Origin of the sequence: Mesorhizobium sp. C432A, assembly GCF_030323145.1 — a bacterium.
In the GTDB taxonomy this organism is placed as follows: Bacteria; Pseudomonadota; Alphaproteobacteria; order Rhizobiales; family Rhizobiaceae; genus Mesorhizobium.
Window position 1 is genome coordinate 3,823,118 of the sequence record NZ_CP100470.1, and the last position, 18,488, is coordinate 3,841,605.

Here is an 18,488-nt window from a genome sequence, read left to right on the forward strand (position 1 = left end):
AACATTTTGCCGGGGCGGGGCTGCCCCGTCTCAACTCAGAATCAGGCTGTCGCTTTGACGCTGACGCCCTTGTCGACGAGCAACGTCTGCAGCTCGCCCGCCTGGAACATTTCGCGGATGATGTCGCAGCCGCCGACGAATTCGCCCTTGACGTAAAGCTGCGGGATCGTCGGCCAGTTCGAATATTCCTTGATGCCTTGGCGCAGTTCGGCCGAGGTCAGCACGTCGACGCCCTTGTAGTCGGCGCCGATGTAATCGAGGATCTGGACGACCTGGCCGGAAAAGCCGCACTGCGGAAAACCGGGCGTGCCCTTCATGAAAAGGACGACGTCGTTGCCCTTCACTTCGCTGTCGATGTAGTCGTTGATGCCGCTCATGAGATATCCTTTCACGCCTGTGGGAGTCAGGCTCGAAGCATAGCCATCAAATAAACCCATAGATGGGCCGAAACAAGATGTTTGCGCCGCCGTCGCGGAAATGGCGCAAAGGATCGCCTGTCTTGGGCCAAGCATCCCTGCCGATTGCAGCCTCCGGGACATGATGAAAAGACGATATGGCGCCGCCCTTCTGATCGCCATCCTGCTGGCCGCGATTGCCGTTGTCTGGTGGCCGAGACGCCCGGAGCCGCCGCCGCTGGTCATTGGCGGTGACCTGCCCGCGCCTTGCCGGAATGTCGCCTTCGAGGCGGTGACCTATGTCGTCTGCACGGTCGACCTGCGGACCTACAACCTCGCTGTCTTTCACGTCGGTGCCGACGGCAAGCCCTTCGGCTCGCTGGAGGCCTTCGGCAAGGCGGTTGCGGGCGAGGGGAGGCCGGTGCTGCTCGCCATGAATGGCGGCATGTATCACGAGGATTTGTCGCCGGTCGGCCTGCTGGTCGAGAACGGCAGCGAAAAGTCGCCGCTCAACCTTGCCGATAGCGAAGGTAATTTCTTCCTGAAGCCGAACGGCGTCTTTCTGGTCGGCAAGGACGGCAAGGCGGCTGTCATGGAAAGCAACGCCTATGCCGCCGCCAAACCCGATGTCGCCTTCGCCACGCAGTCGGGCCCGATGCTGGTGATCGATGGCCAGATTCATCCACGCTTCGAGCCGAACGGAACCTCGCGCTACGTCCGCAACGGCGTCGGCGTGCGCGATGAAAACACCGTTTTGCTGGCGATCTCGCGGTCTGAGGTAAGTTTCGGCAGCTTTGCGCGGCTGTTTCGCGACGCGCTACAATGCCGCAACGCGCTGTTCCTCGACGGCGCGGTCTCCGCGCTGTCGGATGGCGACAGGATGATTGTCGGCGGAAGATATCCGGCAGGGCCGATCATTGCCGTGTTGGCAAGCCAGCCGCCGACGCGCTAGGCCAGCCTGGCGTCAGTCCGGCACACTGGTCTGCAACGCCAGCGCGTGCAGCACGCCGCCCATATTGCCCTTCAGCGCATCATAGACCATCTGGTGCTGCTGGACGCGGCTCTTTCCGCGGAAGCTTTCGGCCACCACTTCGGCTGCATAGTGATCGCCGTCACCGGCGAGGTCGCGGATCGTCACCTTGGCGTCCGGAATGCCGTCCTTGATCAGTTTTTCGATGTCGTGGGCATCCATTGCCATGGCAAAATCCTGTTCTGGGCGGCTAGGCACGAGTGACTCGGACGGCAGCCTAAAGCCTTTCTGGTCCGGGTTGAAGCCGTTCTGTCGGCGACGCAGTGTCTAAGGGCCATCCTGCCGCGGGTGAACCACACCATCTTCTGTAATGTCGTCGCGGGTCGAGAACCCCCGGCCAAGGCTGAACACCAGGACATAGAGCGGGATGTTGAGCGCCAGGGTGATAATCGGGAGATAGCTGGTCATCTGCCACAAGGGCGAAAAGAATGGTTGGCCATAGCCGTCGCAGATCAGCGATGACCCGTATTCCCACAGCGCGCCGGTAATGACCGCAATGGCAAATAGCTTGATGCAGGTGGCGACATGCCTTGCGCGCGCCGGGTTCGGCAAAAGGCGGCTCCACAGCACCAGGCAGACGATGGGGATCGCATAGATCAGACTTTGCAAGGCCAGCATCTGCAGTGTGCCATTGGCCGCCTCAAGGAACTGGTCACGCCTTTCCAGCAGCGGACAGACCTCGCTCGAGGTCGTCGACAGCAGGAAAAAGACGAACGGCCCGAGGAACCAGAAGAAGAACAGCGACGGCCAGAAGACGACTGCGATCAGCGTCCGGGCTGCCAGGCTGGTCAACTGGACTTGTCCATGAAGTTCGGGAACCAGCCTTCGTGGGCAGCGGTCAATTCGCTGACCGGGATCGCCCTGGCATCGCCGAGCTTCACTTCGTTTCCACCGGTCGAGCCGATCCATGGCGCAAAGATGCCGAGCCTGCTCTGTTCGTCGCGGATGGCGTCCCATTCCTTGCTCTGCGGATCGACGGACAGCGTCAGGAGGTAGCGGCCCTGGTCCTCGCCGAACCAGACCGGGATCGGGTCGGTGCCGGCGAGCCCCGGAATGGTGGCGCCGATGCCGGACGCCATCGCCATTTCGGCCAGGGCTATCGCCAGGCCGCCATCGGAAAGGTCATGCGCCGCGGTCACGACGCCCGACGCGATCAGCGCGCGCACGTGGTCGCCGACGCGCTTTTCATGGGCGAGGTCGACGGGTGGCGGCGGCCCGTCGGTCCGACCGTGAATGTCTCTGAAATAGGCGGACTGGCCGAGATGGCTGCCCCAGCTTGGGGGCGCGCCGACCAGCAGGATCATCTGGCCCTCGGCGGCAAAGCCGATACGGGTCATCTTCGACCAGTCGGCAATCAGCCCCACGCCGCCGATGGTCGGCGTCGGCAGGATACCTTGGCCATTGGTTTCGTTGTAGAGCGAGACATTGCCCGACACGATCGGGAAGCCGAGCGCCCGGCAGGCATCGCCAATGCCTTTCACCGCGCCGACCAGTTGGCCCATGATCTCAGGCCGTTCCGGATTGCCGAAATTGAGGTTGTCGGTGGCCGCCAGCGGCAGCGCGCCGGTGGCGGTGAGGTTGCGCCAGCATTCGGCCACCGCCTGCTTGCCGCCTTCGTACGGGTCGGCCTCGCAATAGCGCGGCGTGACGTCGGAGGAGAAGGCGAGCGCCTTGGTCGGATGGCCTTCGACGCGCACCACGCCGGCGTCGCCGCCGGGAAGCTGCAGCGAATTGCCCTGGATCAGCGTGTCGTACTGCTCCCACACCCAGCGGCGCGACGACAGGTTCGGCCCGCCGAGCAGTTTCAACAGCGCATCGGCAACGTCGGCCTTCGGCGCATCGCCGGCTGCGAGCGCCGCCGGCTTCTTCGGCTCGACCCAGGGGCGGTCATATTCCGGCGCCTTGTCGCCAAGGTCCTTGATCGGCAGATTGGCGACCTCGTCGCCCTGATGGATGACGCGGAAACGCAGATCGTCGGTGGTCTTGCCGACGATAGCGAAGTCGAGGCCCCATTTGTGGAAGATCGCCTCGGCTTCCTTTTCCTTCTCGGGGCGCAGCACCATCAGCATGCGCTCCTGACTCTCCGACAGCATCATCTCATAGGCGCTCATGCGCTCTTCGCGCACCGGCACCTGGTCGAGGTGAAGCTCGATGCCGAGGTCGCCCTTGGCGCCCATCTCGACCGCCGAACAGGTGAGGCCGGCCGCACCCATGTCCTGGATGGCGATGACGGCGCCAGACGCCATCAGCTCAAGACAGGCTTCGAGCAGGCATTTTTCGGTGAAGGGATCGCCGACCTGCACGGTCGGGCGCTTCTCGTCGATCTTGTCGTCGAACTCGGCCGAGGCCATCGTGGCGCCGCCGACGCCGTCGCGCCCGGTCTTGGCGCCGAGATAGACGACCGGCAGGCCGACGCCCTTGGCTTCCGACAGGAAGATCGCATCGGTCTTGGCGAGGCCCGCGGCAAAGGCGTTGACCAGGATGTTGCCGTTGTAGCGGGCGTCGAAATTGACCTCGCCGCCGACGGTCGGCACGCCAAAGGCGTTGCCGTATCCTCCGACGCCGGAAACCACGCCGCTGACCAGGTGCCTGGTCTTGGGATGGTCCGGTGCGCCGAAGCGCAAAGCGTTCATCGCCGCAATCGGCCGCGCGCCCATGGTGAAGACGTCGCGCAATATGCCGCCGACGCCGGTCGCCGCACCCTGGTAGGGCTCGATGTAGGAGGGATGGTTGTGGCTCTCCATCTTGAAGACGACGCAGTCGCCGTCGCCGATATCGACCACGCCGGCGTTCTCGCCCGGACCCTGGATGACCTGCGGCCCGGTGGTCGGCAGCGTGCGCAGCCATTTCTTCGAGGATTTGTAGGAGCAGTGCTCATTCCACATCGCCGAGAAGATGCCGAGTTCGGTAAAGCTCGGTTCGCGCCCGACCAGATCGAGGATGCGCTGGTATTCGTCGGGCTTCAGCCCATGCGCGGCTATGAGTTCCGGGGTGATCGGCACGGAATTGGAAATGGTCATGGGCGGCGATTGATGTCCATGGGAGAGGGGAATTTGAGTCCCCTCATATCGCAAGCTTTGGCGTGATACACCCCATTGGATGACGAAAAACGCCGGAAAACCACAGGGCGACGATGGTAGCGGGGAGCCGCTGGGGAACGCTATGGCATCCCGGCCGTTAGGCCTCAAACCAATCAGGAGATTTCGACATGGCCACCAAGCAAGGCAAGAAAGACAATCGCCTCTCCGACAAGGAGGCCATGCATATTGCCGAGACCACCGACGTTTCGCCCAAGCAGGCCAAGGACCTGGCCGAGAAGCACGGCAAGGACAAGGGCGCGAAGGAAGCCAAAAACTTCAAGGCAGAGGGCTGAACCCGAAGATCGGGATACAGGAGGACCCAGTCAGGACGAACTGTCGTAGCCGGCGCGGCCTTCCTCCAGCAGCCGCCGGATCACCGCGACGCCGCCGGTGATGTCCTCGCGCCGCCTTGGCTGCGAGACGCCGAAACGCACGCCGTGAAAAACCTGCTCGGAACGCCCCGCCTTGAACTCGTCCTCGTCGTCGAGGAGCACGCCATTTTCGAGGCATGCGCTCCTGAACGTGCCGGACAGCCAGGGATCGGGCAGCGTCAGCCAGACGAAGGGCACGCTGCCGTGTGACTTGAAGGCGAAACCCGCCAGTGTCTCGCGCACGATGGCGATGCGGGCGGCAATTTCGGCAATGCTGCGTTTGCGGATATCGCCAGCCTGCCCAGACAGCACCAGCCGCGCATTCACCTCCGCTAGCAGGAACGGCATCCCGCCGGTCATCATCTTGTGGGCGACGCGGATGCGATGGCGATAGGCGGGCGGGCAGGAGAGCCAGCCGCCGCGAACACCTGCCGCGACCGATTTCGACAGACCGCCGGCGACAATGGTGCGCTCGGGTGCATATTCGGCGATGAGCGGCGTCGGATCTTCGGTCAGGCCGCCATAGAGATCGTCCTCGATGACGATGACATTGTACGCGCGCGCGACGCGGGCGATCGCCTCGCGGCGCGAAACCGACAGGATCGCCAGCGTCGGGTTCTGCACCGTCGGCATCAGGAAAATCATCTTCGGGTGCTTTTGCGCGCAGACGCGTTCGAAATCCTCGGGATCGAGACCTTCCTCGTCCGATGCGACAAGTGCAATGCGCCGCCCGATCAGCCCGGCGCTGCGGGCGATCTGCGAATAGGTGAGGTGCTCGAAGGCGACATAGTCGCCCGGCGTGGTCAGCGCCGCGATCGCCGCCATCACCGCGGCATGTGTGCCAAGCGTGGGAACGATGGTTTCAGCAGCCGGACGGAACGAATTGCGCGACAGCCAGCGGGCGCCGGCCTCGAACCAGCGCTCCGGAAAATCCCTGGTGTAGCTCGATATTTCGTGCGGGTGATCCTGCACCGTGCGCGAGAGCATGTCGGCGACAATGGCGCCCTGGCCGATGTCGGGCGCGGCAGTGCTGTCGAAACGCAGCTTGCCGGGCGGCGCATCGACATAGCGCGTGCCTTGCACGGCAGGCTCGGCGAATTCGGGTGACGCTTCCGATTGCTGCGCAAGCACATAGGTCCCGCGTCCGACTTCGCCGCTCACCAGCCCGCGTTCGCGCAGCAGCTGATAGGCGCGGCCGATCGTGCCGACCGTCGTGCCAATGTCATAGGCGAGATCGCGCTGCGGCGGCAATTTTGCCCCGGCATCGATAACGCCCTTGTCGATGTCCGACTCAATGCTGTCGGCAAGGCGCTGGTAAAGCGGGCCGGAACCGATGGTGAGGTCAGGGAGCCAATTTGTCATGGTCACAATTCTGTATATTGCACCAGATCGGGTGTCAATGCATATCAGAACCGTACCAAGATGGGTACAATTTGCGAGGTTGGCAGAAGACAATGGATACAATTGAGACAATCCGCTGCGCGGGCATTGAATTGGTCGGGCCGTCCAGCCGGCGAGGCTTTGTCGGCCGGATCGTGCATGTGGTCAGATCGCTGGCGCGATGGATCGAAGCGTTGATCGAGCGCCGTCGCGGCCGCCTGGCCTTGCTGGAAATGACCGACGAGCAGCTCAGGGATATCGGTGTTTCGCGTGGCGACGCCTACCGTGAAGGGATCCGACGGCTCTGGGACTGACCCGGAGCCGGTTCGTCAACGACGGGTGCGCGGAGCCCTGAGGCGTGAGACGCCCTTATCGGCAAGCACAGCGAGGATGCACAGCACCAGGAAAACACCGGTGACGGCCAGCGCCGCAAGGGCGACGTTGGCCGCGCCGTTTTTCGCAACGTCGAGGAACGGGTAGGGCACTTCGCCTGCGATCGGTGCGCGCGCCAGCGCATAGGCGAGATAGGCGATCGGATAGGCCATCCACCAGGAAATGTCGCTCCAGCGTGTCCTGCCGTCAGCGCCTGCAACAAGCCACCACAGCACGAACAGCACCGGCGTCACATAGTGCAGCAGCACGTCACAGAGCAGGAACAGCCCCTGCGGCTGCCAGAGCTGCGCCAGAACTGTCGCGTAGACGATGAAGACCAGGGCGATGGAAGCCGCCACGCCCGCCCGCATCCGCGGCCCGGCAAAGGCCGGCAGCCAGGCGTAGCCCGAAGGCGACAGCAGCGAGACATGGACCAGCACTGCACCGATGTTGGTCAGGATGGTGAAGAAGCTGAACAGAAAGACGATGGAGCCGAGAAAACTGCGGCCGGCTTCCATCGATGCCGGGATGGTGATGCACGCTTGCAGGACAAGCCCGGCCAGACCGATGATCAATCCCGCAAACTGCAGGAAGCGGCCCATGGCGTCAGGCGGCCGCGTTGCAGGAGGGGTTGCCCGTTTGCCAGCGCGCAATGTCGGATCCGATGCGCGCGCCGAGCGGATCGTCCATGAGCGGACCGAACACGTCGACGCGGCTGGAATTGCCTTGCGCCTGGACGACCAGCAGCGGCTTGCCGCCATAATGCTTGGCCGGCACCAGCAGGAAGCGGGGCGTGCCGCTGAACGAATTCAGCTCATTGGCCATCTGATAGGATTTGAAGGCGGGATCCTTGCTGGCGATCCAGCATTTGTGGGCCGATATCGCTACCTGTTCCATGGCCAGCAGCGAAGCGCTCTTGCCCGTGGGGACCGGCGCGCTCTTCGGGCTGGACTGGCAGGACGCCAACGCCAAGCCGGCAGCAGCCAGGGGACCTAGGCGAACAATCGTCAGTCTCATGGTCAACCGCCCCCGCGTTTTGAAAGGAATTCGAAGAGATATCAGGCGGCGATGCCGAGTGCGCCTTCGAACAGCGCCCGGCCGTCACTGCCGCCATGCGCGGCCTCGATCAGGTTTTCCGGATGCGGCATCAGGCCGAGCACATTGCCCTTCTCGCTGATGATGCCGGCAATGTCGTTGATCGAGCCATTGGGATTGGTGCCTTCGGCATAGCGGAACACAACCTGTCCTTCGCCCTCGAGGCGCGCAAGCGTGTCGGCATCGGCGAAATAATTGCCGTCATGATGCGCAACCGGCGTGCGGATGATTTGGCCCGGCTGATAGCGGCGGGTGAACATGGTGTTGGCGTTGGCGATCTGCAGCTTCACCTCACGGCAAACGAATTTCAGCGAAGCATTGCGCATCAGCGCGCCGGGCAGCAGGCCGGCCTCGACCAGAATCTGGAACCCGTTGCAGACGCCAATGACCATGACGCCCTTGGCGGCCTTTTCAGCGACTGCCCGCATCACCGGCATCCGCGCGGCAATCGCGCCGCAGCGCAGATAATCGCCGAAGGAGAAGCCGCCGGGAATGGCGATCAGGTCGACATCGGGGATTTCGGTGTCGGTCTGCCAGACGGTCGCCGGCGCCTGCCCGGAGATCTTGGTCAGCGCCGCAATCATGTCGCGGTCGCGGTTGAGGCCGGGGAGAAGAACGACAGCTGATTTCATATCAAGCGATCTCCACCGCGTAATTCTCGATCACTGTGTTCGCCAGCAGCTTGTCGCACATGGCTTTCAGATCGGCTTCAGCCTTGGCCTTGTCGGTCTCCGAGAGCTCGAGGTCGAAGACCTTGCCCTGCCGCACCTGGCCGACGCCGCCGAACCCCAGTCCGGACAGAGCGTGCTCTATGGCTTTTCCCTGCGGGTCGAGCACGCCGTTCTTGAGGGTGACGGTGATGCGGGCCTTGATCATGCTGGACAGGTTCCTGTTCGAAGACTTAGCAATTCCAGGAAAAGTCTGAAGCGGTTTTTCGTCCGGAATTGCGTCAAGAAATGAAGACTTAGTGCGGCTTGCCTTTGAGGCCATCGGTCGAGGCGACGAGCACCGGGCCGGTCGGGCGCGGCGGCTCGTTCTCGTTCATGATGCCAAGGCGGCGGGCAACTTCCTGATAGGCTTCGACGAGGCCGCCCATATCGCGGCGGAAACGGTCCTTGTCGAGCTTGTCCTGCGTTGCCACGTCCCACAGCCGGCACGAATCCGGCGAGATCTCGTCGGCAACGACGATGCGCATCATGTCGCCCTCGAACAGGCGGCCGCATTCGATCTTGAAATCCACGAGTTGGATGCCGACACCCATGAACAGGCCGGAGAGGAAGTCGTTGACGCGGATGGCCAGCGCCATGACGTCGTCGATCTCCTGCGGGCTTGCCCAGCCGAAAGCGGTGATGTGCTCTTCCGACACCATCGGATCGTCGAGCGCATCGGCCTTATAATAGAATTCGATGATCGAGCGCGGCAGAACGGTGCCTTCCTCGATGCCGAGGCGCTTGGACAGCGAGCCGGCGGCGACATTGCGCACCACCACTTCGAGCGGAATGATCTCGACTTCCTTGATCAACTGCTCGCGCATGTTGAGCCGGCGGATGAAGTGGGTCGGAATGCCCATGCGGTTCAGATGGTTGAAGATGTACTCGGAAATGCGGTTGTTGAGCACACCCTTGCCGTCGATGACCTCATGTTTCTTCTTGTTGAATGCGGTCGCATCATCCTTGAAGAACTGGATAAGTGTGCCCGGTTCCGGTCCCTCATAGAGGATCTTGGCCTTGCCTTCATAAATGCGGCGGCGATTTTTCATCTGATTTTTCTCTGGATTTGCGGGCAGGCGGCAAGCGACCAGTTCCTGTCCGTCTGCCTAAATTGGTGCGGCGACGGGTGGGGTTCAATGCCGGGTCTATCCCAATCACAGCGTTTGCTCAATCGGCAAATCCTTTCCATCGACCGCTTTCAGGAATGAAATGCCGCAGCGCAGCAAGCGATGTAGCATATTGACCGGCCCGCGCCCTTTTGGTTTGTGCTGCGGCAGCACACATATCCATCACCAACGCGAATCGATTTCATCGGAGGGAAGCCATGAGCAGCATGAAAGACCGCGAAGAGGGTTTTGAGCGCAAATTCGCCTTCGACGAAGAACTTCGCTTCAAGGCTTCGGCACGCCGCAACAAGGCGCTTGGCCTGTGGGCAGCCGAAAAGCTGGGCAAGTCCGGCACTGACGCTGACGCCTATGCCAAGGAAGTTGTGGTTTCCGACATCGAGGAAGCTGGCGATCACGACGTATTCCGCAAGATCCGCAAGGATTTCGACGCCGCCGGCGTCGACCAGTCGGATCACCAGATCCGCCGCACCATGGACGAACTGATGGCGCAGGCGATCGAGCAGATCAAGAACACCTAGAGCGAGTAGCGCTGGACCAATCGACCGCCCGGTCCAGCCGGGCGGTTTTTCTTTGCCTTTTCAGCCTTTTCCGGCTGAAACTGTGCGTAGGCCTGTTACAAGGCTCTACCCAACGAGGAAAGCACCCATGTCCCTGAAGTCACGCCTGGCCGCGGATGAAACGCTGTTCACCGCCTGGTCCGGCGTTCCGGACGCTTTGACGGTCGAAATCATCGCCAAGCAGGGTTTTGACGCCGTAACCCTCGATATGCAGCATGGCGGACACCACGAAGACTCGGTCTTGCGCGGCCTGGCGCCGGTGCTGGCCGCCAACAAGCCGGCGCTGGTGCGCATTCCGGTCGGCCGCTTCGACATGGCCAGCCGCGCCCTCGATTTCGGTGCCGAGGCGGTGATTGCACCGATGGTGAATTCGGTGGCCGATGCAAAACTCTTTGCCGCGGCGATGAAATATCCGCCGATGGGCGAGCGCTCCTGGGGCCCGACCTATGCTTTTCCGCGCCATGGCAAAGGCGACCACGCCGAATGGCTGCGCGACACCAATCAACGCACCATGGCCTTTGCCATGGTCGAAACGCGTGCCGCGCTCGATGCGCTGGACGGCATTCTCGATACGCCGGGCATTGACGGCATCTTCCTCGGCCCATCGGATTTCTCCATCGCCTGGTCGAATGGCGCCACCGTCAATTCGACGCTGGAAAGCATGATGGAAACCGTCGCCTCCATCGCCGAGCGGACGCGCAAGGCGGGCAAACATGCGGCGATCTACGTCGTTGAGCCAGTGATTGCCGGCCGCGTGGTGGCGATGGGCTACCGGCTGCTGGCGATGGGCTCGGACCATGCGCTGATTTCGCTCGGCGCAAAGACACTCATCAAAAGCATGAACGATTCGATCAAGGGCTGAGGCGTGGTGCCTTGCCCGGTCAGGCCTTGAGGTCGGTCAGGAACTTGGCGAAGGTCATCGACCCTTCCGGCCACGGGCCGAAGCCGGCATCCTCATTGAGGTGACCGGTTTCGCCGGCATCGATGAACAGCGAACCCCAGGCAGCGGCAATGTCCTCGGCAACCTCGAAGGCGCAGAACGGATCGTTGCGGCTGGCGATAACGATGGACGGGAAGGGCAGCGGTTCGCGCGCATAGGGGCCAAAGGTCATCAGGTGACGCGGCCTTATCTCCGGGTTGGCGACGTCGGGCGGCGCGACAAAAAACGCGCCGGCGACCGGCTTCCTGAACTGCGGAATGGCCTGCACCGCGGCCGCCACGCCCAGGGAATGGGCAACGATCACCACCGGCCGTTCGGCCTCGTTGACAGCGTTCGCCACGCTCGCCGTCCAGTCTTCGCGCACCGGCTTCGACCACTCCGCCTGTTCGACCCGGCGCGCGGTCGACAGTTTCGATTGCCAGCGTGTCTGCCAGTGTTCGGGGCCGGAATTGGTGTAGCCCGGCACGATCAGAATATCTGCGTCTTTGACTTTCATGGCGCTGAGATAGCGAGCGGCCGTGTCTCGTGCAACCCGCGCTGACGCATGCGGTGCATCACAATCGTGAACAACCTGTTCGATTCTTTCCATCTTGTGTGAACGATCAGGATCGACGATTTGAGGCAGGAAGAGATGGACAACAGAATAGACTGGTGGCGCGGCCTGGGATAATGCGCTGAACGGAGAGTTTTATGAGCGAACTGCCTTTTGCCGCGACGACCCCCGTCAGCGTGTCACGCGTGGGCCTGAAGGCGCGCGACGCCGAAGGACTTGCCGATTACTACCGGGCTGTTGTCGGCCTGCAGGAATTGAGCCGCGCCGATGGCGCCATCACGCTGGGCGCTGCCGAGCGCCCGCTGCTGGTCATCGAGCCTGACGCAGCGGCCAAGCCCGACGATCCGCGCAGCGCCGGCCTTTTCCACACCGCTTTCCTTCTGCCCAGCCGCGCCGATCTCGGCCGTTGGATAAACCATGCCGCCGCCAACAAGATCCGCATCGAGGGCGCCTCCGACCATCTGGTCAGCGAGGCTTTGTACCTGACCGACCCCGAAGGCAACGGCATTGAAATCTATAGGGACCGTCTGCCGCAGGAGTGGAAGTGGAACGGCGACAAGATCGCCATGGCGACCGAGCGGCTGAATCTGGCCGCCGTGGTTGGCAGCGTGCCGGCCGGTGACGCCGGCTGGCAGGGCGCGCCGCAAAACAGCATTATCGGCCATGTCCATCTGCGCGTCGGCCGGCCGGAAGATGCCGAGGCCTGGTGGCACGACGAATTTGGCTTCGACACGGTCGCTAAGTATGGAGAGCAGGCGGTGTTCCTGTCGTCGGGAGGCTACCACCATCATATCGGTGGCAATTCGTGGCACAGCGCCGGCGCCGGGCGCCGCGATCCGTCCCGCTCAGGGCTGGCCTGGGTCGAGATGCGCTCGGACAAGACAACCGCTGACATCACACGGGAAGATCCGTGGGGCACGGTGATCCGCACCGTGCCAGGCGCCCCAGGCTGAGCGCCCGCTCGGTTCTTACAAGGAATTGGCGGCGTAGCCCGTCAGCAGCCCATGCGCCCAGCTGTCGAAGCCGGTCGCCGTGGCGCGGCCGGATGCTTCGGTCCAGTCATAATTGACCGTATGATGGCTGAACGACCATTGTGTGTCCTTGCGCGTGGCAAGGGCATAGCGGGCATCCGGACTGCCGGTCACAGCCAAACCTGGGAATGCCGACACTGCCGGGATTGAGGATTGTCCGGTTGTCCGACAAGCGCACAACGCGCGGCGTATGTGTATGGCCGCACAAGGTCAGCCCGGCGCCGGCGCTGCCCAGCTTGTGCCTGATCTGCTTTTCACTGGAGGGGTGGAAGTGGCTGCCTCCGTCTTCCTCGAGCAGGAACACGTCGTCGTCACTGGGGCTGCCATGGCAAAGCAGGATGTCCGGGGCAGGCGACAGGGTGACCGGCAAGGCCGAGAGCCAGGTCAGGGATGTCTCAGAGAGGCGTTGGTGGGTGAAAGCATCGACGTTTTCAACCCGGAAGCAGGCGGCTCGATCAGCACACGGTCGTGATTCCCGCGCACGGTCGGCCAATTCTGCGCCATCAGATATTGCGCGGTTTCTTCAGGCCATAGCGGCCCGGAGAGACAATCGCCCAGATTGACGATGATGTCGGGAGAAGCGTCTTTGATCTGCGCATGAACCGCCTCAAGCGCGCGCAGATTCCCATGGATGTCGGAAAGGACGGCCAGCCGCATCGAAAACCTACCCGAAAACCCGCTTGAAGATCGTGTCGACATGCTTGGTGTGATAGCCCAGGTCGAATTTTTCGCGGATCTCGGCTTCGGGAAGCGCTGCGGTGACTTCCCTGTCGGCCAACAATTCCTCAAGGAAATCAGCGCCATGTTCCCATACCTTCATGGCGTTGCGCTGCACCAGGCGGTAGGCATCCTCGCGGCTGACGCCGGCTTGCGTCAGCGCCAAAAGCACGCGCTGCGAATGCACCAGGCCACGGAACTTGTTCATGTTCTTCAGCATGTTGTCGGGATAGACCAGCAATTTGTCGACGACGCCGGTCAACCGCGACAGCGCGAAATCGAGTGTTACCGTGGCGTCCGGGCCGATCATACGCTCGACCGAGGAATGCGAAATGTCGCGCTCGTGCCAGAGCGCCACATTCTCCATTGCCGGCAAGGCCATGGACCGCACCATGCGGGCAAGGCCGGTGAGGTTTTCGGTCAGCACCGGGTTGCGCTTGTGCGGCATTGCCGACGAGCCCTTCTGGCCCGGCGAAAAATACTCTTCCGCTTCCAGCACCTCAGTGCGCTGCAGATGGCGGATCTCGGTCGCCAGCCGCTCGACCGACGAGGCGATGACCCCGAGCGTGGCAAAGAACATGGCGTGGCGGTCGCGCGGGATGACCTGCGTCGACACCGGCTCCGGCTTCAGCCCAAGCTTTTTCGCCACATGCTCTTCGACATAAGGGTCGATGTTGGCGAAGGTGCCGATCGCGCCCGAGATAGCGCAGGTGGCAATATCCTCTCGCGCGTGCACCAGCCGCTCGCGGCAGCGTGAGAACTCGGCATAGGCCTGCGCCAGCTTGACGCCGAACGTGGTCGGCTCGGCGTGGATGCCGTGGCTGCGGCCGATGGTGACGGTGTCCTTGTGCTCGAAGGCCCGGCGCTTCAGCGCGGCGAGCAGGCCGTCGAGGTCGGCCAGCAGGATATCGCTGGCGCGGCCGAGCTGCACCGCAAGGCAGGTGTCGAGAACATCTGACGAGGTCATGCCCTGGTGGATGAAACGCGCATCCGGCCCGACGAATTCGGCCAGATGGGTGAGGAAGGCGATGACGTCGTGCTTGGTCACGGCCTCGATCTCGTCGATCTTGCCGACGTCAAATTTTGCCGCGTTGCCCTTTTCCCAGATGGTCTTGGCGGCTTCCCTGGGGATGACGCCGAGCTCAGCCAGCGCATCGCAGGCATGGGCCTCGATTTCGAACCAGATGCGGAAGCGGGTTTCCGGCGACCAGATGGCGACCATTTCCGGCCGGGAATAGCGAGGGATCATCCGTCAGTCCTGATATGTCGGTGGTTAAGTGCGCCTCCTATCAGAGGCGGACCGAATGCTCAACGCTGCTGGCGTGCAAACCACACGCTGGCGGCGGCAAGCGCGATGAATCCGAGCGGAAAATAGAGCCTGATACCCAGCACCACGAACTGGTAGAGCGCCGTCAGCGAGGTGAAGACCAGTTCGAACGCCCACCGGGCGGTGAAGGCCTCCGCGTGCCATTCGGCATAATAGGAGCGGTATTGCAGCGCAAACAACCCGCCGGTGAAGGCGAGCGTCGTGGCAAGCAGGCAGACGAAGGCGGCGGCGAACGCCACCTCCCAGTGCCGGTCCAGCGAGACCAGCCGCGCCGCGAACAACCCGACGGGAAAGGCCAATGCCGCGCCGGTCGCAAACAGCAGGGCGACGAAGCGGATCTTTTCCGGGGTCTCCCAATTGTCGAGCCAAAGACCGGTCAGCGCGCTGGCGCCCATGGCCATCGCCCACAGCAAGGCGCCGACAAGCGCCGTGCCCGTCGATGGCATGGCGCGGCTGAGGCGATTTCCGGCGCGCTTGCGCCAACTGGATTGATCGAGCGATGTCACAGGCGTCCGGTCACGGCGATCCAGCGAAAATCCGGCCCTTCGAAGCCGTATTGGCGCACCGCGATCAGCACCGCATAGGCGCTGATGCCGTCCATCGAAAATGTCTGCACCGCGCCGATCCGGTAGCCGTTCGGGCAGCCACGGCTTTTCGGGATCGATTTATCCTCATGCAGCAGATGGGTCTGGCCGCCATCCCTGGCCTCGATCCGCAGCAAGCGAAAACCGTTGACCTCGCCTTGGCTCTGGCAGCTTTCGGTGTCGTTCATGCCGATCTCGTCGAGCCGGAATTCCAGCGGCGGGTCGACCGGCGAAAAGATCGGCCGTGGGTTGACCACCATGCGGAACGGGTCGGCCGACAGTTCGGTCACCGGGTTGAAGCCGGCGGTGATGCCGCGGTTGGCGGTAAGCTCGACCTGGGCAATGATTGCTTCGCCTTTTTGCCTGGCTTGCTGACGGGCCGTCTCGAGCGAGGCGGTCTCATCCTCTAGCCGGACCCGGATTGGCGTGCCCTTCAGGAACGTGTCGTCGGCGGTGTCGATGTAGTAGCGGTTGGCATAGGGAAAGCCCGAACCGTCTGCCACACCATATTCCTCGAAGGCGAAGACGCCGCCATCCTTGCTGAAGCCGAGGATTTCAAGCTCGGCGACATCGCCCGCTCGGGCGGCCATGGCGGATGCCAGATGGACCAGCAGGCAAACGCCAATCAGGACGAGATTTCGCATCGGGGTTCCGCTCCGCCTGCCGTGGTTCGATCGTTCCCTATCACGAGACAGTCAAAACATCGTGCTATTCGAAAGGCGATGCATCCAATTCCGCCTCTGTTTGTTATCGTCGATCGTTTTCAAAAGGAGAACACCCCATGACTGAGGCCAGCAAGATTCGCGAGCATATGGAAGTGGTCGGCGCCGACGGCGTTCACATCGGCACCGTCGACAGGGTCGATGGCGAGCGGATCAAGTTGACCAAGGCCGACAGCGGCGAGGGCGCCCATCAGGGGCATCACCACTACATTCCCTTGAGCCTGCTTGCCGAGGTCGAGGGCCAGAAAGTCTGGCTGTCGGCGAATTCGGATGTCGCGGTCAGCTTCGAGGAAGAGGAGTCCGACCCGACCTGACTGAAAGTCAGCGCGACGACCACACCGGAAACAGATCGCCATCGGCCGGCGTCGCGGCATGGATGCCGCGGCTGATGGCGCGCGCCATGGTGGCGCCGGCGGCGGCAAAGAAATCGATGGCATCGTCGGCGCTGAGTTCTGTGCCGCTCTTCCCCGTCGCCAGCGCGAACACCAGATCGCCGTCAGCCGGCGTGTGCACGGGCCAGATGGCGCGCACGAAACCGTCATGCGCTGAAATGGCCAGCCGCTTGGCTGCCGCCTTGGTCAGCACGGCGTCGGTGGCGATGACGGCGATAGTGGTGTTGCCACCGGCCTCGGCTTGTCCACCGACACGCTTGTCGCGGTGTTTCAACAGGATTCGCCTGGCGTCGTCCGGCATCGGCGAGGGATAGCCGAGGCCTCCGAATTCATCGCCGATCTCGAAGGGTGCTGCCCAGAAATAGCGGGTCCGCGCGATCGTTACCGAGCCGGTCGGGTTGGCGGCGGCCAGTGCGCCGATGGTGACGCCGCTGTCGAGCACAGTCGAGGCAGAGCCAAGGCCGCCCTTCAGCCCGGAACTCAGCGCCCCGGTGCCGGCGCCGATTGTGCCGAGCGGAAAGTCGACTGTTGCCGCCTGGGCGGCTTCGTAGCCGAGGTCGCGGTAGGGAGGATAACGGCCCCAATCCTTGTCGCCGCCATTGCGCAGGTCGAACAGGATCGCCGCCGGCACGATCGGCACGCGAAAGCCGCCAACATCGACGCCAATGCCTTTTTCGCGCAGCGCTGCCTGAACGCCGGAGGCGGCGTCGAGGCCGAAGGCCGAGCCGCCCGACAGCACGACGGCATGAACCGCCTCGATGGAATTGTGCGGTTCGAGCAGGTCGGTCTCGCGCGTGCCCGGCGCGCCGCCGAGGATCTGCACGCCACCGACCGCCGGTTCGTCGCACAATACGGTGGTGACGCCCGATTTCAGCTTGGCGTCCGACGCGTTGCCGACGCGCAGGCCGGCGACATCGGTGATCAGATTGCGCGGCCCGGTGCGAAACATCAGTTCGTCTCCGCCGGCACGAAACGCGTCCCGTCGAAGCGGAAGGCGCGATAGAGGTTTTGGCTCAGATCGCCTTTGTCGTCGAACCGCAGCGGGCCGATCGCGGTGGTGAAATCATGCCCGGTTAGCGCGTCGGCCAGCCCCTTGCCCGAGGTCTCGGGCGCGGCCGAGGCCGCCTTGGCAATCTCCACCGCCGCGTAGGCCGGCAAGGCATAGCCATCCGGCGCGATGCTTTTGGCCGTAAACGCCGCCAGCACCTTGGGATCGGCGACATCGGCCCATTCCGGCGGCGCGATCATCAGCGTGCCGATGGCGTAAGGCACATCGCCGGGTGGCGTGCGCAAATTCTCGCCGCCGGCAAAGACGATGCCGGCCTCGAGCTGGCCGGCGTCGCGGCCCATAATGGCGATGTCGTCGCCGTCGCCACCGGCAAAGACATGCGTCGCGCCTGATTTCTTCAGCCGGCCGATCAGCCCGATCTGGTTGTCGAGCTGGGGCCGGAACGTGTCTGTGAAGACCGGCTTCAGCGCCGCCTGTTCGGACGCTGCGCGCAGCGTCTCGGCGATTTCGCGGCCATAGATGGTCCCGTCATCGACGATGGCGAACAATTCGCTCTGCCACAGCCGGGTCAGGATGCCGGCCACGGCATTGCGCTCGTCGTCGCCGCGTGGCCCCAGCCGGTAGACCGGCCAGCCGGTTTTGGCGCGGCGATCGGTCAGGCTTTCGGTGCGCACGCCAACGGTGATGACCGGTATGTTGGCGTCCTTGAGGATCGGCAGCGCCGCCTGGATCGCCTCGGTGCAGAGGAAGCCGACGACGATATCGACCTTCGCAGCGGCGAATTCCCTGGCGGCGGCAGCCCCGCCATCGGCGGTGCAGGCATCGTCGACCGTCTTGATCTCGGCGCCGTTGGCTTCTGCTGCCAGGGCAGCACCCGCCTCGATCTGCTTGCCCAGGATCGCCGACGGACCGGACAGGGGCGCGGCGACGCCGACAAGCAGCGTCTGCGCGCCGGCGCTTGCCGGCAGCAGCCAGAGCAGTGCCGCTATTACAGCTGTTGGGGGTCGCATTCTGACGACGAATTCCTCCGTGCCGGTCGCATGCTTCCAGCGTCTCTTGTGCCAAGACCTAAAGGCTGCCCGCCCCAGGCGCAACA

26 protein-coding genes are annotated in these 18,488 nt (G+C 63.3%); 7 read left to right on the plus strand and 19 right to left on the minus strand.

Annotation, left to right across the window (positions count from 1 at the left end):
* Positions 1-41 precede the first annotated feature (41 nt).
* Entirely contained in the window at positions 42-377 is a 336-nt protein-coding gene (grxD, locus tag NLY33_RS18455; RefSeq protein ID WP_023669102.1) for a Grx4 family monothiol glutaredoxin, read from the minus strand.
* Between the two features lie 160 nt (positions 378-537).
* Between grxD and NLY33_RS18460 the strand changes: the two genes are divergently transcribed.
* Positions 538-1,347 (plus strand): phosphodiester glycosidase family protein, encoded by an 810-nt coding sequence (locus NLY33_RS18460; RefSeq protein WP_023706456.1) that lies wholly within the window; start codon positions 538-540, stop codon positions 1,345-1,347.
* A 12-nt stretch (positions 1,348-1,359) separates the two neighbouring features.
* Here NLY33_RS18460 and NLY33_RS18465 read toward each other — a convergent pair whose 3' ends face one another.
* The 3 genes from NLY33_RS18465 to purL all read right to left on the minus strand — a co-directional run bounded on the left by NLY33_RS18465 (position 1,360) and on the right by purL (position 4,445).
* Complete coding sequence (locus NLY33_RS18465) at positions 1,360-1,593, minus strand: BolA/IbaG family iron-sulfur metabolism protein (protein WP_010909092.1); 234 nt, start codon at positions 1,591-1,593, stop codon at positions 1,360-1,362.
* Positions 1,594-1,692: 99 nt separating this feature from the next.
* Positions 1,693-2,217 carry a hypothetical protein gene (locus NLY33_RS18470; protein WP_023706458.1) on the minus strand — a complete coding sequence of 175 codons (525 nt, stop codon included), beginning with the start codon at positions 2,215-2,217 and terminating at the stop codon, positions 1,693-1,695.
* On the minus strand, positions 2,214-4,445 hold the full coding sequence (gene purL / locus NLY33_RS18475; protein WP_023706459.1) for a phosphoribosylformylglycinamidine synthase subunit PurL: 2,232 nt from the start codon (positions 4,443-4,445) through the stop codon (positions 2,214-2,216). The genes NLY33_RS18470 and purL overlap by 4 nt, the downstream gene beginning before the upstream one ends.
* Before the next feature lie 188 nt (positions 4,446-4,633).
* On the opposite strand from purL, the gene NLY33_RS18480 reads away from it, so the two are divergent.
* Positions 4,634-4,798, plus strand: coding sequence for a hypothetical protein (locus NLY33_RS18480; RefSeq protein WP_023669098.1), 165 nt, complete (start codon positions 4,634-4,636; stop codon positions 4,796-4,798).
* 30 nt (positions 4,799-4,828) lie between these two features.
* On the opposite strand, the gene NLY33_RS18485 is transcribed toward NLY33_RS18480, so the two are convergent.
* Positions 4,829-6,238, minus strand: coding sequence for an aminotransferase-like domain-containing protein (locus NLY33_RS18485; RefSeq protein WP_023690194.1), 1,410 nt, complete (start codon positions 6,236-6,238; stop codon positions 4,829-4,831).
* A gap of 92 nt (positions 6,239-6,330) precedes the next feature.
* Between NLY33_RS18485 and NLY33_RS18490 the strand changes: the two genes are divergently transcribed.
* Positions 6,331-6,570 (plus strand): DUF1127 domain-containing protein, encoded by a 240-nt coding sequence (locus NLY33_RS18490; RefSeq protein ID WP_023706460.1) that lies wholly within the window; start codon positions 6,331-6,333, stop codon positions 6,568-6,570.
* A gap of 15 nt (positions 6,571-6,585) precedes the next feature.
* On the opposite strand, the gene NLY33_RS18495 is transcribed toward NLY33_RS18490, so the two are convergent.
* From NLY33_RS18495 to purC, 5 genes are all read right to left on the minus strand, one after another.
* Positions 6,586-7,230: a Pr6Pr family membrane protein gene (locus NLY33_RS18495; RefSeq protein WP_023708640.1), complete on the minus strand. Its 645-nt coding sequence runs from the start codon at positions 7,228-7,230 to the stop codon at positions 6,586-6,588.
* Between the two features lie 4 nt (positions 7,231-7,234).
* The gene (locus NLY33_RS18500) at positions 7,235-7,645 is read right to left on the minus strand and encodes a hypothetical protein (protein ID WP_023669094.1); all 411 of its coding nucleotides are present in this window, start codon (positions 7,643-7,645) and stop codon (positions 7,235-7,237) included.
* 41 nt (positions 7,646-7,686) lie between these two features.
* Positions 7,687-8,355, minus strand: coding sequence for a phosphoribosylformylglycinamidine synthase subunit PurQ (gene purQ / locus NLY33_RS18505; protein WP_023684888.1), 669 nt, complete (start codon positions 8,353-8,355; stop codon positions 7,687-7,689).
* Between the two features lies 1 nt (position 8,356).
* Positions 8,357-8,599, minus strand: a complete 243-nt coding sequence (gene purS / locus NLY33_RS18510; RefSeq protein ID WP_023669092.1) for a phosphoribosylformylglycinamidine synthase subunit PurS — start codon at positions 8,597-8,599, stop codon at positions 8,357-8,359.
* 88 nt (positions 8,600-8,687) lie between these two features.
* Positions 8,688-9,482, minus strand: coding sequence for a phosphoribosylaminoimidazolesuccinocarboxamide synthase (gene purC, locus NLY33_RS18515; protein WP_013532127.1), 795 nt, complete (start codon positions 9,480-9,482; stop codon positions 8,688-8,690).
* Between the two features lie 275 nt (positions 9,483-9,757).
* Here purC and NLY33_RS18520 point away from each other — a divergent pair, with 275 nt between their 5' ends.
* A complete protein-coding gene (locus NLY33_RS18520; RefSeq protein WP_023669091.1) occupies positions 9,758-10,078 on the plus strand; it encodes a DUF1476 domain-containing protein in 321 nt (106 codons plus the stop codon).
* Between the two features lie 127 nt (positions 10,079-10,205).
* Positions 10,206-10,979, plus strand: coding sequence for an HpcH/HpaI aldolase family protein (locus NLY33_RS18525; RefSeq protein WP_023708638.1), 774 nt, complete (start codon positions 10,206-10,208; stop codon positions 10,977-10,979).
* Positions 10,980-10,998: 19 nt separating this feature from the next.
* Here NLY33_RS18525 and NLY33_RS18530 read toward each other — a convergent pair whose 3' ends face one another.
* Positions 10,999-11,553: an RBBP9/YdeN family alpha/beta hydrolase gene (locus tag NLY33_RS18530; RefSeq protein WP_023708637.1), complete on the minus strand. Its 555-nt coding sequence runs from the start codon at positions 11,551-11,553 to the stop codon at positions 10,999-11,001.
* A 194-nt stretch (positions 11,554-11,747) separates the two neighbouring features.
* Between NLY33_RS18530 and NLY33_RS18535 the strand changes: the two genes are divergently transcribed.
* Positions 11,748-12,563, plus strand: a complete 816-nt coding sequence (locus NLY33_RS18535; RefSeq protein WP_023708636.1) for a VOC family protein — start codon at positions 11,748-11,750, stop codon at positions 12,561-12,563.
* A 15-nt stretch (positions 12,564-12,578) separates the two neighbouring features.
* Here NLY33_RS18535 and NLY33_RS18540 read toward each other — a convergent pair whose 3' ends face one another.
* From NLY33_RS18540 to NLY33_RS18560, 6 genes are read right to left on the minus strand one after another with little or no spacing between them, the layout of a single operon-like run.
* Positions 12,579-12,755: a hypothetical protein gene (locus NLY33_RS18540; protein WP_023708635.1), complete on the minus strand. Its 177-nt coding sequence runs from the start codon at positions 12,753-12,755 to the stop codon at positions 12,579-12,581.
* A complete protein-coding gene (locus NLY33_RS29520; protein WP_084565859.1) occupies positions 12,670-13,134 on the minus strand; it encodes a metallophosphoesterase family protein in 465 nt (154 codons plus the stop codon). Before NLY33_RS29520 ends, NLY33_RS18540 begins: the two co-directional genes overlap by 86 nt.
* Complete coding sequence (locus tag NLY33_RS18545) at positions 13,026-13,298, minus strand: metallophosphoesterase family protein (RefSeq protein ID WP_023708634.1); 273 nt, start codon at positions 13,296-13,298, stop codon at positions 13,026-13,028. Before NLY33_RS18545 ends, NLY33_RS29520 begins: the two co-directional genes overlap by 109 nt.
* Positions 13,299-13,305: 7 nt before the next feature.
* The gene (purB, locus tag NLY33_RS18550) at positions 13,306-14,607 is read right to left on the minus strand and encodes an adenylosuccinate lyase (RefSeq protein WP_023709321.1); all 1,302 of its coding nucleotides are present in this window, start codon (positions 14,605-14,607) and stop codon (positions 13,306-13,308) included.
* Between the two features lie 59 nt (positions 14,608-14,666).
* The gene (locus tag NLY33_RS18555) at positions 14,667-15,131 is read right to left on the minus strand and encodes a hypothetical protein (RefSeq protein WP_023709322.1); all 465 of its coding nucleotides are present in this window, start codon (positions 15,129-15,131) and stop codon (positions 14,667-14,669) included.
* A gap of 56 nt (positions 15,132-15,187) precedes the next feature.
* On the minus strand, positions 15,188-15,913 hold the full coding sequence (locus NLY33_RS18560) for a DUF2259 domain-containing protein (protein WP_023708631.1): 726 nt from the start codon (positions 15,911-15,913) through the stop codon (positions 15,188-15,190).
* A gap of 137 nt (positions 15,914-16,050) precedes the next feature.
* Here NLY33_RS18560 and NLY33_RS18565 point away from each other — a divergent pair, with 137 nt between their 5' ends.
* Entirely contained in the window at positions 16,051-16,305 is a 255-nt protein-coding gene (locus NLY33_RS18565; protein WP_023669083.1) for a DUF2171 domain-containing protein, read from the plus strand.
* Between the two features lie 7 nt (positions 16,306-16,312).
* Here NLY33_RS18565 and NLY33_RS18570 read toward each other — a convergent pair whose 3' ends face one another.
* Both NLY33_RS18570 and NLY33_RS18575 read right to left on the minus strand, forming a co-directional pair.
* On the minus strand, positions 16,313-17,332 hold the full coding sequence (locus NLY33_RS18570) for a P1 family peptidase (RefSeq protein WP_023708630.1): 1,020 nt from the start codon (positions 17,330-17,332) through the stop codon (positions 16,313-16,315).
* A complete protein-coding gene (locus NLY33_RS18575) occupies positions 17,332-18,402 on the minus strand; it encodes a branched-chain amino acid ABC transporter substrate-binding protein (protein WP_023708629.1) in 1,071 nt (356 codons plus the stop codon). The genes NLY33_RS18570 and NLY33_RS18575 overlap by 1 nt, the downstream gene beginning before the upstream one ends.
* Positions 18,403-18,488 lie beyond the last annotated feature (86 nt).